The organism is Streptomyces sp. NBC_01476, from assembly GCF_036227265.1.
GTDB lineage: Bacteria > Actinomycetota > Actinomycetes > Streptomycetales > Streptomycetaceae > Actinacidiphila.
The window spans coordinates 7,602,516-7,618,561 of sequence record NZ_CP109446.1; the positions used below are offsets into that span (position 1 = coordinate 7,602,516).

Below are 16,046 nucleotides of genomic sequence, written 5' to 3' on the forward strand. Positions count from 1 at the left end.
CCGCTGTACGGCACCTCCGTGAAGGTGGTCTTCGTCCACCACACCGACACCACCAACAGCTACACCTGCGACCAGTCGCCCGCCATCGTGCGCAGCATCTACGCCGAGCACCTGCACCAGGGCTGGCGTGACATCGGCTACAACTTCCTGGTCGACAAGTGCGGCACCGTCTTCGAAGGCCGTTTCGGCGGCATGAACCTGCCCGTCGTCGGCGCCCAGACCTACGGCTTCAACACCGACAGCCTGGGGATCGCCGCGGTCGGGACGTACACCGACCTGTCGGGTGGTGACGCCACCGCGAGCACCTTCAAGGGCGCCGCCCCCACGGCGGCCATGAAGGGCGCCATCGCGCGCCTGGCGGCATGGAAGCTCGGCATGAGCGGCGCGAGTCCCACCGGTTCGGCCGCCCTGGTGGAGGGTGCCGCGGACTCGCACGGCTTCACCCTCAACAAGACCTACACGCTCAGTACCGTCTCCGGGCACCGCAACGGCTTCGCCACGGACTGCCCCGGAAACCAGCTGTACAACGCGCTGCCCGCCATCCGCTCCTACGCGGCAGGACCGGTGACCGGGCTCGCGATCACCGGCGTCGCGGGGCCCTACGGCTCGCAGAAGCCGGTCTCCTCGTACGTCACCGGCACCTCCGCCACCGTCAGCTGGACCGCCACCACCCCGGCCGCCCTCATCTCCGGCTACGACCTCCTCGTGGACGGCAAGGCGGTCACCCACACCACCGGCACCAGCGCCACCGTCACGCTGGCCGGCGGCACCCACCACATCCAGGTCCGCGCGACCCACGTCACCGGCAAGACCACGCTGTCCGCGGCGGTCACCGACATCGCCGCCACCGCGCGTCCCACCTTCCCGACCGCGCCGTCGGTCAGTGCGCGGACCGGGACCGTCAGCGCCACGTCCGACGGGCCCGGCCGGTGGTCACCTGCCCCGGTGGAGGGGACCGCCGGTGTGGCGTGTGCGGGGCAGTCTTGCCGGTGGGGTGGGTGCGGCCTAGGGTGTGGGCGATTTGTGTGATCACCTTTCGGATTCATCGCCTCGTCCCAGGAGTGCATGTGCTCGCTGACCGTTCCGGTGTTCCCCCAGCCCGCCCGCGCCGCGGATTCCGCTCCGGATTCCTCGGGACCGCGGTGGCGCTGCTCGCGGTCACCGCCGTCACGCTGACGACCGAGGGCACCGCCGTGGCGGCGGTCGCCGGAGGCCGCGGGGCGCCGGGCCAGGGCGATCCGTACTTCCCCCTCGCCGGGAACGGCGGTTACACCACCCGGCATTACGACCTGGACCTCTCCTACGACCCCGCGACCCGGCGGCTCGACGGCACCGCGGAGATCACCGCCCGGGCCACGCAGCGCCTGAAGACCTTCGACCTGGACCTGTCCGGCCTGACCGTGCACCGCGTCACGGTCGACGGCAGAACGGCCCGCTGGACGCGGGACGGCCAGGAACTCGTCGTCACGCCCCGCGAGACGCTGCGGGCAGGAGCGAGCTTCCGGGTCGAGGTCTCCTACGGCGGGGTGCCGCAGCAGGTCACCGACCCCGACGGCTCCCCGGACGGCTGGATCGCCACCGACGACGGTGCCTTCGTCGCGGGCGAACCCCAGGGCGCGATGTCGTGGTTCCCCGGCGACAACCACCCGCTGGACAAAGCCTCGTACGCGTTCCGGATCACCGTGCCGACCGGGTACACCGCGGTCGCCAACGGTGTACTGACCTCGCAGCGCAGCAAAGGCGGAAAGACCACCTTCCGCTGGAACCAGCCCCAGCCCATGGCCGCCTACCTCGCGACCGCGACGATCGGGAAGTTCGACGTCCAGCGGTACACCACCGCCTCGGGCATCCCGGTCTACAACGCGGTGGACCCGCGCGAGGCGGCGGACGCCGCTCCCGCGCTGGCGCAGCTTCCGGCGATCCTCGACTGGGAGACCAGGACCTTCGGTCCCTACCCCTTCTCGGCGGCAGGGGCGATCGTCGACCACGCCCCCGACGTCGGCTACGCCCTGGAGACCCAGACCAGGCCGGTCTACGACCGGGCGCCCGGCGTCGGCACCGTCGTCCACGAAATGGCACACCAGTGGTACGGCGACTCGGTGAGCCTGACCAGCTGGCAGGACATCTGGCTCAACGAGGGCTTCGCCACCTACGCCGAGTGGCTCTGGGACGAGCAGCACGGCGGGCAGAGCGCCCAGGCCCGGTTCGACGGCTACTACGCCCGCCCGGCCACCAGCAGCCTCTGGGCCTTTCCCACCGCCGACCCCGGCGAGGGCGCGAACATCTTCGCCTCACCCGTCTACACCCGGGGCGCGATGACGCTGCAGGAACTGCGCACCGCGGTCGGCGACGCACATTTCTTCACCATCCTCAAGTCCTGGGCCCGCGCCCACCGTTACGGCAACGGCACCACCGCCCAGTTCATCGCGCTGAGCGAGAAGGTCTCCGGCAGGAACCTCGGGTCCCTCTTCCACACCTGGCTCTGGACCGCGGGCAAGCCCGCCCAGCCGTAACCCGGTTACCGGGCGGCAGCGTCAGCGCGGGGCGGCCCGCGGACGACGGTGGCGGTCACCCCCGCCTGCTCGCAGGGGGTGACCGCCACCGTGGACGAGCGCCGGGCTACCTCGCCGTGAAGGTGAGGCGGTTGACGTTCCAGCCGCCGTTGTCCTCGGCGAGGGTGAGGACCTGGGGTCCTGCCGGGAGGGTCACGGTGGCGGTGACATCGGTCCAGCTCTGGAAGTCGCCGGTCGCCGGGAGGTTGACCGCGCCGGTCAGATTCCGTCCGCTGCTGTCCGCGAGGTGGAACGCGTCCGGAGCGGCGGCGGGGGCCGCGACGCGGAAACTCACCGTGTACGAGCCCGCGGCCGCCACGTTGACCGTGTAACGGAACCACTGGGCGCCGCCGGTCCAGCCGAGGTCGTAGCCGCCGCCGGAGTCCGAGGTCGTTTCGAGGTCGATGCCGTCGGGGCGGTAACCGTTGCCGCTGCCGTTGGTGGAGGCCACCGAGTAGGCGACGCCCGGGCCGCCGGTGTCGTAGTTCTCGGCCTGGACGGTGCCCGGCACCGCGGCCGCCACCCCCTGGTACGGCGCCTCGCCCGAGGCGTTCTGCCAGCTGTTCCCGCTCGTGGTCGCGGTGAAGCCGGCGGAGTTGTCGGTGAACGCCGAGGCCCCGGCCCGCAGCCCGGTGACACTGTTGCCGGTGATGGTCGCCGAGCCGGTCGGCGCCGGGTAGAACGGCGGTGAGATCACGATGCCGTTCCGCCACGGCGAAGTGATCGTGTTGTTCTGCAGCTTCGTGCCGGTGGACGTCGAGAAACCCACCGCGTCGTACACCGCGCTGCCCACCGTATTGCCGGTCACGCTGACATCGCTGACCGTGCCGACGTTCTGCCCGTCTCCGCCATTGCCGATCTGCAGGGCCGGCTGCCCCTGGCTGTAGGCGTTGCCGCCGGACCGCAGGACCGTGTTGCCGGAGATGGTCGCGCCGAGCAGATCGCTGCCGTTCACGCCGAACCGGCCGGCGCCCAGCCCGATGTACCGTGCCGTGTCGCTGATGTAGTTGTCCTGCACGACGTGCCCGCTGCCGCCGTAAACGCCGATGCCCTTGCCGCCCCAGGGAGCGATGAGGCTGTTGTGCGTCAGCGTCACCCCGGACATCGCGGTGTAGTAGATCTTGCCGTTGCCGAAGTCGTTGTAGGCGACGGAGTTGATCGCCATCGCGTCGTCGCCGGTGCCGCGGACGAAGTTGTTGGTCGCGGTCAGGCTGGTGCCGGTGGTGCCGTTCAGCGAGACGTTGTTGAGGTTGATCCCGTCCGCCCAGATCGCGGTCAGCCGGCTGTTCTTGACCGTCCCTCCGCTGCCCGACGCCCAGAAGCCCGACTCGACGTGCTGGCTCCAGATGTTGTCGGCCACCCAGTTGGTGCCGGTGGTGTCCATGGCCCCGCCCGCGCCGTCGACGGTGGCGCGGCTGGTCGCGTTGGAGTCGATGTGGAAGTTCTCCACCGTGCACGAGGTGAGGGAGAAGACCGCGCCGAGGCCGACGTTGTTGGGCAGTGGCACCGACCGGTAGACGGTGCTGTACCAGGGTCCGGCGCCGGCGATGGTGATGCCGCTCGCCTGCAGCCCGTTGGTGCCCTTCAGGTAGAAGGTGCCCTGCGGGATCCACAGGATCCTGCCCTGGGACTGCGCCTGGTTGATGCAGTTCTGGATCGCCCCGGTGCTGTCGGCGGACTGGCTGTCCGCGGCGCCGTTGGTCGGGGTGTTGTCGGCCACCGCGCCGCAGCTGGTGATGGAGATCGAGTTGGCGGGCTGGGGGAGCGGGGCCGGCGGGTTCTCCACGTCGATGGAATCGATGTCGTAGAACGCGGCGCCATTGCCGGCGTCCTTTTTGAGGGAGATCGTGCTGCCGGGCGCGACCGGGGCTCCGGTGATGAACGCGCGCGACTCGTCGAAGAAGTCGCGGCCGTCGCCGTCGGCCGGATTCTGGTCGTTTCCGTTGTAATTGTTGTTGCCCTCGTAGAGCCAGCTCTGCTTCGAGTTCAGATTCAGCGGCTGGCGCAGTACGCCGTTGACGTAAAGGTCGAGAGTGGCGGTGTTTCCGCCGCCGGACGCGGAGTCCGGAATGCTGGCCCGCAGGTTGATGGCGCTGACCGGTCCGCCGGTATTGTTCGTCCACTGCACGGACTGCCCGGTGCCGGCCAGGTGCGCGTAGGCGTGGCCGGACGCCTCCAGGGCGGCGCTGGCGTACTGGGTCGTCGGCGCCGAGGTCAGCGACACGCTCTGCGCGCCACCGCCGAGGGTGCCGGCCTCGCCTTCATAGCTGGTGAAGGGGGTGGTGGCCCCGGCGCTGTCGGCGGCGGCGGCCCGTGGGGCCGCCTTGGGCGCAGTGGCCGGCAGGGTGGCGCCGTCCGCCATCCGTACCCCGACCAGCGCGAAGGCGGAGGCGACAAAGAGGGTCGCGACCGCCGCGCCGGTGCGGCGCCGGCGCGGGTTCCTCGCTATGACTGTCAACTGCGTACCTTTCTGGATGATTCGCGGTCGCCACGATTACGCGTCATCATCCGCAGGCTCGGCAGCGCGGCGGGGTACTGTCGCGGCGGTCACGAAATGGAATGTCATCCGTTGTGGAAAATGTCCCGATCGGATGAAAGTGGGGGGTTCGCATTCCATGCGGCCAGCCAGAACTCTAGAGTTCCGCTTATCCACCGTCAAGGCAGCCCGGCTGTCCCGCCGCACCTGCCACCCGTATTGTTCCGCTTTCGCGCCCGGCAATTCCCTTGGCGGCCCGCCGGCGCCGCTTCGGCGCCGGTGAGCGTGACGGGGTGGATGCATCGTTTCAAGGAACGAGTGGCGAGGCGTACGACCGAAGGCACGGATTCGTCCGATCCATTGACCCCGGCGGGCCGCTCTCGTATATTGCCAACGCTCTTGATGATTGAATCGTTCTAATTCGCCGTAGCGGCGCTGCTGCGGCCGGATGGGGGCCCGGTGTTCGGTCGTTGGCGCTGGAAATCGACCCGTTGGACCACTGTCATGGTTCTCGCCGCCGCGGTGTCCCTCGGGGCGTCGCCCGGCGGCCAGGGAGCCGCTCTCGCCTCGTCCGGCGGCATCTCGGCCGGGCACCTGACCGTGGACGGCACGGCGAGCCCGCTCGGGACCGACGACACCCGGCCCAGCCTCGGCTGGCAGATGCACTCCCCGGTCCGCGGTGACCGGCAGACCGCGTACCGCATCCTGGTCGCGAGCAGCCCGCAGCGGCTGAACACCCGGGACGCCGACATCTGGGACAGCGGCCGGGTCCGCGCCTCCGACTCGGTCGCCGTGCCGTACGGCGGGCCGCAGTTGACCTCGGCGCGCGCCTACTACTGGACCGTGCGGGTCTGGGACGCGCACGGCCGCGCCTCCCGGTGGAGCCCGGCCGGGACTTGGGAGACCGGCCTGCTGAACGCGGCGGACTGGCAGGGCGCCCAGTGGATCAGCCCCGACACCGGCAGCACCGACTCCTGGTCGGACTTCACCCTCGACACGGACTTCACCATCAAGAGCGGCGCGGCGAGCGTCCTGTTCCGGGTCAAGGACGCGCAGGACTACTACATGTGGCAGATCAACGCCGCCCAGACCCCCGGAAAGGTGCTGCTGCGCCCGCACGTCCAGTCCGGCGGCCGGTTCACCACCCTCGGTGAGGTGGACCTCGACCCGGTGCTGACCACCGCGAACGCCAACGCCCCGCACCACCTCACCATCACCGCCGACGGCAGCCGGATCACCACCTCGATCGACGGCACCCAGGTCGACGACCGCACCGACACCACCTTCACCCAGGGCACCCTGGGCTTCCGCAGCTCGGTGACCAACGGCGTCGCCGAGGACGCCCTGTACGACAACATCACCGTCCACGGCCTCGACGGCACCACGCTCTTCACCGACGACTTCAGCACCTCGCCCGATCCGCTCTTCCCCGGCGCCGCGGTCACCGACGGCCGGCTCGAACCGCGGGGCGACCCGACACTGCTCGACCCGGAGCCCGACGCACCGATGCTGCGCCGCACCTTCTCCCTCGACGGCAAGAAGATCGCCGGCGCCCGCGCCTACGTATTCGGCCTGGGCTTCTACGAGTTGCACCTCAACGGAGCCAAGGTCGGCGACCAGGTGCTGGCCCCGGCCGACACCCCGTACGACCAGCGCGACCTCTACACGACCTACGACGTCACCAAGGACCTCAGGCGCGGCGCCAACACCGTCGGACTGTGGCTCGGGAACGGCTACGACGAGGGGTTCAGCCCGTACGGCTTCCGCTGGACCGGCCCGCAGCAGGCCGTGATGCTGCTCGACGTCACCTACACCGACGGCCGCCGGCAGACCATCACCACTGACAACACATGGAGTTGGTCGTCCGGTCCGATCACCAGCAACGGGATCTACGCCGGTGAGTCCTACAACGCCCTGCTGGCACAGCCCGGTTGGGACACACCCGGCTTCGACGCGGCGGGCTGGCAGCCGGTGCGCACCGTGCAGGCCCCGGCAGAGTCCCTGACGGCCGCCACCCAGCCGCCGGTCCGGGTCACCGGCACCCTCGCGCCGGTGAAGCTCACCAGGCCGGAGCCGGGCGTCTACGTCTACGACTTCGGCCAGAACATCGCCGGCTGGGAGCGCCTGCGTGTCAAAGGCCCGGCAGGCACGACCGTACGGATGCGGACCGCCGAGGAGACCGGCGCCGACGGCATGCTCGACACCACCACCAACCGCTCCGCGGCGGCCACCGACAACTACACCCTGGCCGGCACCCGCGGCACCGAGACCTACGAACCCCGGTTCACCTACCACGGGTTCCGGTACGTCGAGGTCACCGGCTTCCCGGGCACCCCGGACCTCACGAGCCTCGACGCCCGGGTGGTGCACGCCGATGTGACGTCCACGGCCACGTTCTCCTCCTCCGACCCGCTGCTCGACCGGATCTGGCAGAACAACCGGTGGAGCATGCTGAACAACTCGATGAGCGTCCCCACCGACAACCCCGTCCGCGACGAGCGGACCCCGCCCGGCATGGACGTGCAGGCGTACCACGACGCGTCCATCCGGGAGTTCGGCATGGACCGCTTCTACGCCAACTACCTCCAGGACATGCCGCCCGGCACCGCACTGCCCAACGACGCGGGCAACGCCCAGCAGCCCGACATGGGCGGCGACCAGATCTCCCTCGCCTGGACCCTGTACGAGCAGTACGGCGACCGTGCCACCCTGGCCGCCGCGTACCCGTTGATGAAGAAGTTCGTCGACACCAACGCCACCGACGTGCCCGGACACATCTGGCCCGCCGACCGCGGCTTCGGCGACTGGTGCCCGCCCGATCGCAGCGCCAACGCCAACGGGGGCCTGGGCGGCCCGAACGCCGGCAACTGCACCAGCGAGGTCTCACTGGTGAACACCGCGCTGTCGTACCTTCAGGCGGTGGACGTCGCCAAGGCCGCGGCCGCACTCGGCCACCGCGACGACGCGGCGCACTTCCGCCGGCTCGCCGACGCCATCAAGCAGGCGTTCACCTCCGAGTTCCGCAACGCGGCCGGCGACACCTACGGTGACGGCCGCCAGGTGACGAGCGTGCTGCCGCTCGCCTTCGGCATGGTCCCCGCGCGGGACGTCGCCAAGGTCGGCGCCCAGCTCGTCGACACCATCCTCATCAAGGACGGCGGCCACCTCGACACCGGGATCTTCGGCACCCGCTATCTGATGGACGCGCTCGCCGGCATCGGCCGGATCGACGTGGCGATGAAGGTCCTCGACAGCCGGAGTTACCCGGGCTTCGGCTACGAGATCGGCCAGGGGGCGACGAGCTCCTGGGAGGAGTGGACGTACGCGTCCAGCATGGAGACCCACGACCACGCCATGTTCGCCGGCATCAACGCCTCCTTCTCCACCCAGCTGGGCGGCATCCAGCCGACCGGCCCCGGCTACCGCACGATGACCGTCGACCCGCGGATCCCGCCGGGCCTGCACCACGTGGCGGCGTCCATCGCGACCGTGCGCGGCACGGTCGCCACCTCCTGGACGAACACCGGGAGCCGCTTCACCCTCGACGTGACCGTCCCGGTCGGCAGCAGCGCGACCGTCCACGTGCCGCACGCCGGGCTGCGTCACGTGGACGTCCGCGCCACGTCCGGCGCCCGGCGGCAGCACGGCGGCGGCGACGAGAGCGTCTTCACCGTCGGGTCCGGCCACTGGGAGTTCACCGTCACCGGTCACCGCTGAGGTACCCGCGCCACGCCCGGCTCCCGGCGCCGCACCGGAAGACCCGCCTTCCGGCGGGCCCTTCCGGCGGGGCCTTCGGGCCAGACCGGGGGCTGGGCGCGGGGCCATCCGGCCGGACCGGGGAGTGGGCGCGGAACCTTCCGGCCGGGCTTTCCGACCGGACCGGGAGCCGGGCGTGGCCCTCGCCGGGCGGCGTGCGCACCGGCGGGAGCCGGCCTGGATACCATCGGTGGCCGAAGGCTGGAGGTCCCCCATGAGTACGGCAACCGCGCGCCGCGCCGCCGGCCGTCCCGACGGCGGGCGGGCGCCGCGATGAAGGCCCGGCACGCCGAGCTGACGGTACGCGGCGCCTTCGACCTGGACCAGTCGCGGGCGTTCCTCGACGCGTGGCCGGCCGGTCACCCGGGAGACGACGCGAACGGTCTGCGGTTCACCTACTGCGCGCCGCCCGACTGGACCCCGACCGCCGTGCTGGTGACCGCCCGCGGCCGGCGGCTGCGCATCGAGGCGTCAGAGCCCGTCACCCAAGCGTTGCGCGACGACGTGGCCCGCATCCTGGCGGTGGACGTCGACGGCAGCCCGCTGGCCGGCATCGCCGATCGCGACCCGGTGGTCGCCGAACGGCTCCGGGAAGCCCCCGGGCTCCGGCCGGTGCACTTCTGGAGCACCTGGGAGGCCGCCTGCTGGGCGGTGCTCTGCCAGCGCACGTCCATGCGCAGCGCGGGCGTGGTGAAACAGCGCATCGCCGAAAGGACCGGACCGCGCGTGGTCCTCGGCGGCATCGAACAGGCCGCTTTCCCCTCTCCGGAGGCGGTGCTCGCGGCGCCCTCCCTGCCCTCGGTGAACCCGGTGAAGTTCGACTGGATCCAGGGCATCGCGCGGGCCGCGCTCGACGGGCTGCTCGACGCGGAAACCCTCCGTGATCTGCCGGCCGCCGATGCCCTCGACCGGCTCCAGGAACTGCCCGGCGTCGGACCTTTCTCGGCCGGCCTGATCCTGGTGCGGGGCGCCGCCGCGCCCGATGTCTTCGTCACCACCGAGCCCCGCCTGCTGGAGCGGATGCGCGCCGCCTACCGGCTGCCGTCCGACGCGAGCCCCGACACGTACGCCACCATCGCCGGCGCCTGGCGGCCCCTGCGGTCGTGGGTCGCCTTCCTGCTGCGCTCCGCCGCCACCGCGCCGCCGCCGTAGCCGGTGCGCGGGGCGCCCGCCCGGTCCGCCACCGAGGGCGGCCGGGGCGGCGGCCACCGCACCTAGGGCAGGATCGCGTCCACGTAACCGCCGTCGACCCGGACGGCGCCGCCGGTGGTGGCGGATGCCTGGGGGGAGCTGAGGTAGACCACCATGGCGGCGATCTCCTCGGGTTCGATGAGGCGTTGCAGCAGCGACTGCGGCCGGTGCTCCCGCATGAACGTGCGCTGCGCCTCGTCCCACGGCAGGCCGGCCGGCACCAGCTGGCGGATGAAGTCCTCGACTCCGCCGGTGTGGGTCGGGCCGGCGATGACGGAGTTGACGGTCACCCCGGTGCCGGCCGCCGCCTTGGCGAAACCGCGGCCCACGGCGAGCAGCGCGGTCTTGGTCATCCCGTAGTGGATCATCTCCACCGGGATGCTGACCGCGGAGTCGCTGGCGATGTACTGCACACGTCCCCAGCCCCGGCCGGTCATACCGGGCAGATAGTGGCGGGTCAGCCGGACCGCGGTCAGCACGTTCGTCTCGAAGTAGCGCCGCCACTCGTCGTCGGAGATCTCCAGCGCCGGGCGGGCACCGAAGACGCCGAGGTTGTTGATCAGGATGTCCGCGTCGGGGACGGCCGCGACAAGCCGGGCGGTGCCCTCGTCGGAGGTGATGTCGGCTGCCACCGTCACTGGCTCGGTGCCGGGACCGGCGGTACGGACCCGGGCCGCCGCTTCGTCGAGCCGCCCCGCGTCGCGTCCGGTGAGGACCACGCGTGCGCCGGCCGCGGCCAGGCCCTCGGCGATGGCCAGCCCGATGCCTTGCGACGAACCCGTGACCAGGGCGGTCTTTCCGGAGAGGTCGATTCGCACTGCCACACACCCTTCTGCTGGGAAGTCCCGCGGGTCAACCACATGCCCACGGCGACCCACGTTATGCGCGAGGCTCCTTTTCCCCGGGGCCGCTCCGCCGGGGCGTACGGGTGACGCCGTCCGCGCACGCGGCGCAGCCGGCCGGACGCGCGGTGCGACGCCCGGGGCGCCCGGGTGGCAGAGGTGTCCCGGGCCTGGTTCGCTGGAAGGGAGTGCTCTCTGTGCACGGAGCGAGGTCCGATGATGAGTGAGACAGACGAATCGCACCGCCGCATCCAGCGGATGCGGGAGAAGGCCATGCAGGTGGAGGCCGATGCCGAACGGGCCGGTGACCCCGAGGAGCGCAGGCGGCTCCAGCAGGAGGTCCGGCGGCTGGAGTTCGACTGCGAGCAGGAAAGCATGATGGCCGCAGGCGACATCTATCCGACCGAGTAGGAGCCCCGCGGCTCAGGCGGTCCTGTCCTGACGCGGTTCGTAGGCCGGCCGCTGCGGGGTGACGAGCATCGGGCTCAGGTTCTCGCGGACCGTGTCCTCGTCGACGACCACGCGCGTCACGTCGGTACGGTCGGGGATGTCGTACATGATCGGCCGCAGCACGTGCTCCACGATCGCCCGCAGCCCCCGCGCGCCCGTCCCGCGGAGCACCGTGCTGTCCACGATGGCCGCGAGCGCCCCCGGGGTGAAGTCGAGTTCGACACCGTCCAGCGCGAAGAGCCGCTGATACTGCTTGGCCAGCGCGTTGCGCGGCTCGGTGAGCGTGCTCAGCAGCGCCGCCTCGTCAAGGGCGGTGACCCGGGCGAGCACCGGCAGCCGGCCGATGAACTCCGGGATGAGCCCGTAGGTGATCAGGTCGGCCGGCATGACCTGCGCGAAGACATCGCCCCGCGGAGCCGCGTTCCTGGCCTGGACCTCCGCCCCGAAGCCCATGCCGCCGCTGCCGGTCCGGTCGCCGACGATCCGCTCCAGACCGGCGAAGGCGCCGGCCACGATGAAGAGGATGTTCGTCGTGTCGATCCGGATGAACTCCTGGTGCGGGTGCTTCCGCCCGCCCTGCGGTGGCACGGACGCGGTCGTGCCCTCCAGGATCTTCAGCAGTGCCTGCTGCACACCCTCGCCGGAGACGTCCCGGGTGATGGAGGGGTTCTCGCTCTTGCGGGAGATCTTGTCGATCTCGTCGATGTAGACGATGCCCCGCTCCGCCCGCCGCACGTCGTGGTCGGCGGCCTGGAGCAGCTTCAGCAGGATGTTCTCGACGTCCTCGCCGACGTATCCGGCCTCGGTGAGCGCGGTCGCGTCCACGATCGCGAACGGCACCTTCAGCATCCTGGCCAGCGTCTGGGCGAGATACGTCTTGCCGCAGCCGGTGGGGCCGAGCAGCAGCACATTGGACTTGGCGACCTCCACCGGGTCGTCCTCGCGGCCGGCCGCCCGGACCCGCTTGTAGTGGTTGTGGACCGCCACCGCGAGCGAGCGTTTCGCCGCCTCCTGCCCGATCACGTACTGGTCGAGGAACCGGTGGATCTCGGCCGGCTTCGGCAGCTCCTCCAGCGGTGTGCCGTCGGGACCGCCCAGCTCCTCCTCGATCAACTCGTTGCAGAGCTCGACGCATTCGTCGCAGATGTACAGGCCGAGGGGCCCCGCGATGAGCTTGCGGACCTGTTTCTGGGTCTTGGCGCAGAAGGAGCACGTGAGCAGGTGACTGTCCTCGCCGGTGCGTGCCATGGCCCTCGCTCTGTTCATCCGGATGATCCCGTCATCCCGAGGCTACGGTAAGTTGCCTGGGACGTACGCGGAACACGGAGGTACGCGGCGGGGGTTCGCAGCACGCCGCAGCGGACCGCAGCGGAACTCCGTGGGGCACGGCTGTTGGCGGCACCGGGACGGAAGAGGCGCGAGGCTGTGGTCCGCACGAGCAGGTCGGAGACCCAGCGGCGCACCCGTGGCGCCGTACTGGCCGCCGCCCGGGCCGAGTTCGCCGAACGGGGCTTCAGAGCCGCGAAGATCGACGCCATAGCCGGGCGGGCCGGCCTCACCCGGGGCGCGGTCTACTCCAACTTCCCCGGCAAGCGCGCTCTTTACCTCACCGTGCTCGCCGACCTCGCCGAGGACGCCGCGCCCGCGGGGAACCGCCCCGCGGCCCCGGCCGGCCGGTCCGCCGCCGAGGCGATGGGGGCGCTGGCCCAGGCGTGGGTGGCGCGGCTGCCGGCCGGCGGCGAAGGTGGTGACGAGGGCGGCGGCGAAGGTGGTGACGAGGCCGGCGGCGAAGGTGGCGGTCCGCCCGCCCGGCTCGACCGGGACCTGATGCCCGAACTCCTCGCCGACGAAGGGCTGCGGCTCGCCTTCGCCCAGCTGATGAAGCTCAACGCGCTGCTGGTCGCGCTCGCCCTTGAGAACCTGGACCCGCCCGCGGTGGTCCCCGGCGCCCCGCCGGCCCGCCTGGTCCGGCTGGCCGGGACCCTGCTGACCACGCTGCACGGCGCGAGCCAACTGGCCCTTGCCGCACCCGGGTTCGCCGAGCCCTTCGACCTCGTCGGCCTGGGGGAGAAGCTGGCCGGGCTGCGGCTGAACGACTGGTGGGCACCGCCGCAGGCGGTCCCGCCGGCCGTCCCCGACGACGCGCCCTGGTCGCCGCCCGCCCGCACCGACGCGGTACGCCTGCGGCCGGCGCCGCTCGGCGACGACGGGGTGGTCGCCTTCCTGGGCCCGCACCGGCCGGCCGCGGCCGAAGAGGCGGTACGGGCCGCGCCGCCCGGCAGTACGGTCACGCTCGTCCTGGCCGGCGGCGACCCGCGCGAGACAGGCCCGCTGGCCCGCCTGATCCTCGCCGACCTCTGCGGCTGTCTCCGCGTGGCGTTCCCGCCCGCCGCCTGGCCCCGGCTCGCGGTCGTCCACGACGAGTCCGGCGCGGTCGCCGCGGCGGCGGGGATAACGGTCTCCGGTGACACGACGGAGACCGCGATCCGCGTCATGGGCGGCCGGATCGTGGCCCGCGCGGACGGGCGGGGAGCCTGCCACGCGGTCGCCTCGGTGGACACCGGCGTGTCACGCGGGGCGCGCCGCTGACCCCTCACCGGCCGCGCGCGGAGGGCGGCCCGGGCGCACCGTACCGGCCACCGCCCCGTACGATGACCGGCAATGCCTGGACGTAGCGCAGCGGCAGACGCAACCTCTTGCCAAGAGGTGGGACGCCGGTTCGAATCCGGCCGCCCGGGCAGGCAGTTCCAGGTCCCGTAGCGCAGCGGCAGACGCGCGTCTTGGCAAGACGGATACGCCGGTTCGACTCCGGCCGGGGCCACAGCGGTACGCGGGGGAGATGGGGGAGCGGTGGGGGAAACACCCGTCGAGGCGCGGATCACGGACGAGGAACTGGCCGCCTTCCACCGTACGGCCGGCCGGCTCCGCGCCCTGCCCGCCGACGACCCGGTCCGCCTGCGGGCCGAGCAGGTCGCCGCGTCCTTCGTCCGGGACGGGCGGCAGCGGCGCAAACGGGCCCGCGGGCAGGAACGCGCCGACGCCACGGCCGCCGTGCTGGCCGGCACCGCGACCGGCCACCCGGACCGGCGTGAGGACGCCCCGCTGGCACCTCCGCCGGCGGCCACCGCGCCCGCGGCCCCTTCGGTGTCCCCGCCGAGCCCGTCGCGGACCAGCGGCCGCAGCGCCGCCTCGGCTTCGGGGAACCGGGTGGGGAAGGCCCACCGGCCGCCGTCGAGTACCCGCAGCACCGTCCGCGCCGGTCCCCACTCGCGCAGGTACGCCCCCGGCTCCGCGACGATCCCGGCCTGCCGCATCCGGTGGGCGAAGGACGGCTGGCCGATCCCCAGCCGGTCCCGCACGTACGGCGGGCAGTCGACCCGGATGGCCAGTGCCCAGCGCGCGTAGCCGGGCAGCGGACGCCCCCGGTCGGCGGCGTCGACCACGTCCCAGTGCGCGCGCTGGACCAGGGCGGCCGCCGCCCTGCCCTGCCGCATGGTGGTCACCCGCCGCAGTTCGCCGACCACCTCGGCCGGCCCGAGGTCCCGCAGCGCCGGTGCCGCGGCGGCACGGACCTGCGCGGACACCGGCAGCGGCCCGGCGGCCGGATCGCCGAACGGCAGGCCGAGCCGGATGTCCCGGCGCAGCGTCGTACTCGCCCGGGAGGCCAGGAAGACGATCTCGTTGATCTCCGGACGGTCGCTCTCCAGCATCCACAGCACCGCGGAGGCGGGCGGTTCGGCCCCTACCATCCACCGGACCGTGCTCCACAGCGGGGGCGGCCCGGCGTCCTCCGCGCGCTCCCCGATCCCCAGCCGCGCCCGCACCCGCCGCGCGTCGTCCGGCTCGGCCGCCGCCAGCAGCACATCGAGGCTCATCTCCGTCACCGCCACAGCGTACGAGCCCCCTTGCCCCCAGCGCCCGCGAGATCCGCCCCCTCCACGCCGCGCTTGCACGGTGCGCGGCGTCGACATCCTGGGCGGGGGGCAGGCGTGACCGCGGTCGAAGGATTCCTCGCAGACCGCGCCCTTCGCCGGCACCCACTGACCGGCGCCCTGGTGATCGATTCCAAGGGGTAGCGGCTTTGTGAGGACCGCTACGATCAGGGCTTTGGCTGCGGGGGAGGGCGTTCATGGTCGGCTTGGCGGGTCTGCGACGTCGGGGCGCGCTCGCGCTGGGCTTGGCGACGGTACTTGCGGGGTGTACGTCGACTGCGAAAAGCACAGACAGCAAGGAAGTCCGTACGGACACCGAGCCGCTTGAACGTCGGTTCGTCACGCTCGGCCCGCTCTCCGACGCACATTGGCTTGGCGTCGTACTGGGTACCGGTTCCAGGGTTCCGGGTCCCACTGATGTTCGTGTGGTGGGATTCGCCCAGTTGAGAGCGGGTGCCGTCGCCTCCATTGTGGGGGCATCGCAGCTCGGTTTTCAGCCCGCGATGCCGAGCCGACTGCCGGCAGAACTCATGCGTTTCATGCCCGAGAACGCCAGGTGGGTCCGGAGCGGGTCCTTCGACGGGCAGGTGACGGGCGAGACGTATTCCGGTGCGTTCTACTTCGACCTGGGTGCGGACTGGGTCTACTTCGACACGATCAATCCGAGTGCGGTCGCCGGCTCAGGAGAGTGATCGGGTCTCCCGGTTCGGCCGCACAGACGGCGCGGGGGCATCCAAAGTCATTTTGTGACGGACGACTTGGGCACCCTCGCGACCGCACTCAACGTGAAGACCGATGACGTGCCGAAGGACTCGCCGCAGCACAGCCCGTAGCGGTCAACGGTGGG

At 71.8% G+C, this 16,046-nt stretch carries 10 protein-coding genes, 2 tRNA genes and 2 pseudogenes; 11 read left to right on the forward strand and 3 right to left on the reverse strand.

The genetic code is table 11. The features are described from left to right. Positions 1–18: 18 nt before the first annotated feature. Together OG552_RS33050 and OG552_RS33055 are read left to right on the forward strand one after the other, a co-directional pair. The gene (locus OG552_RS33050) at positions 19–1,029 is read left to right on the forward strand and encodes an N-acetylmuramoyl-L-alanine amidase (protein WP_329139299.1); all 1,011 of its coding nucleotides are present in this window, start codon (positions 19–21) and stop codon (positions 1,027–1,029) included. A gap of 143 nt (positions 1,030–1,172) precedes the next feature. After that, positions 1,173–2,513, forward strand: a complete 1,341-nt coding sequence (locus OG552_RS33055; protein WP_329141323.1) for a M1 family metallopeptidase — start codon at positions 1,173–1,175, stop codon at positions 2,511–2,513. Positions 2,514–2,619: 106 nt separating this feature from the next. Here OG552_RS33055 and OG552_RS33060 read toward each other — a convergent pair whose 3' ends face one another. Beyond that, complete coding sequence (locus OG552_RS33060) at positions 2,620–5,010, reverse strand: carbohydrate-binding protein (protein ID WP_329139301.1); 2,391 nt, start codon at positions 5,008–5,010, stop codon at positions 2,620–2,622. Between the two features lie 522 nt (positions 5,011–5,532). Here OG552_RS33060 and OG552_RS36555 point away from each other — a divergent pair. From OG552_RS36555 to OG552_RS33070, 3 genes and pseudogenes are all read left to right on the forward strand, one after another. Then, a pseudogene (locus OG552_RS36555) lies at positions 5,533–5,934 on the forward strand (glycoside hydrolase family 78 protein); the annotation flags it as partial. A 579-nt stretch (positions 5,935–6,513) separates the two neighbouring features. Continuing rightward, a pseudogene (locus OG552_RS33065) lies at positions 6,514–8,745 on the forward strand (family 78 glycoside hydrolase catalytic domain); the annotation flags it as partial. A 312-nt stretch (positions 8,746–9,057) separates the two neighbouring features. Continuing rightward, a complete protein-coding gene (locus OG552_RS33070; protein ID WP_329139305.1) occupies positions 9,058–9,936 on the forward strand; it encodes a DNA-3-methyladenine glycosylase family protein in 879 nt (292 codons plus the stop codon). A 62-nt stretch (positions 9,937–9,998) separates the two neighbouring features. On the opposite strand, the gene OG552_RS33075 is transcribed toward OG552_RS33070, so the two are convergent. Beyond that, positions 9,999–10,793, reverse strand: a complete 795-nt coding sequence (locus OG552_RS33075; protein WP_329141325.1) for an SDR family NAD(P)-dependent oxidoreductase — start codon at positions 10,791–10,793, stop codon at positions 9,999–10,001. A 243-nt stretch (positions 10,794–11,036) separates the two neighbouring features. Between OG552_RS33075 and OG552_RS33080 the strand changes: the two genes are divergently transcribed. Next, positions 11,037–11,228, forward strand: coding sequence for a DUF6381 family protein (locus tag OG552_RS33080; RefSeq protein ID WP_329139307.1), 192 nt, complete (start codon positions 11,037–11,039; stop codon positions 11,226–11,228). A gap of 12 nt (positions 11,229–11,240) precedes the next feature. Here the strand turns inward: OG552_RS33080 and clpX are convergent, their stop codons facing one another. Further along, a complete protein-coding gene (gene clpX / locus OG552_RS33085; protein WP_329139309.1) occupies positions 11,241–12,515 on the reverse strand; it encodes an ATP-dependent Clp protease ATP-binding subunit ClpX in 1,275 nt (424 codons plus the stop codon). Between the two features lie 177 nt (positions 12,516–12,692). On the opposite strand from clpX, the gene OG552_RS33090 reads away from it, so the two are divergent. The 5 genes from OG552_RS33090 to OG552_RS33110 all read left to right on the forward strand — a co-directional run bounded on the left by OG552_RS33090 (position 12,693) and on the right by OG552_RS33110 (position 15,891). Further along, positions 12,693–13,856: a TetR/AcrR family transcriptional regulator gene (locus OG552_RS33090; protein WP_329139312.1), complete on the forward strand. Its 1,164-nt coding sequence runs from the start codon at positions 12,693–12,695 to the stop codon at positions 13,854–13,856. Between the two features lie 76 nt (positions 13,857–13,932). Beyond that, positions 13,933–14,005 (forward strand) — tRNA-Gly (locus OG552_RS33095). A gap of 12 nt (positions 14,006–14,017) precedes the next feature. Beyond that, positions 14,018–14,088, forward strand: a tRNA-Ala gene (locus OG552_RS33100). 29 nt (positions 14,089–14,117) lie between these two features. After that, positions 14,118–14,672, forward strand: a complete 555-nt coding sequence (locus OG552_RS33105; RefSeq protein ID WP_329139314.1) for a hypothetical protein — start codon at positions 14,118–14,120, stop codon at positions 14,670–14,672. Positions 14,673–15,396: 724 nt separating this feature from the next. After that, positions 15,397–15,891: a hypothetical protein gene (locus tag OG552_RS33110; protein ID WP_329139316.1), complete on the forward strand. Its 495-nt coding sequence runs from the start codon at positions 15,397–15,399 to the stop codon at positions 15,889–15,891. Positions 15,892–16,046 lie beyond the last annotated feature (155 nt).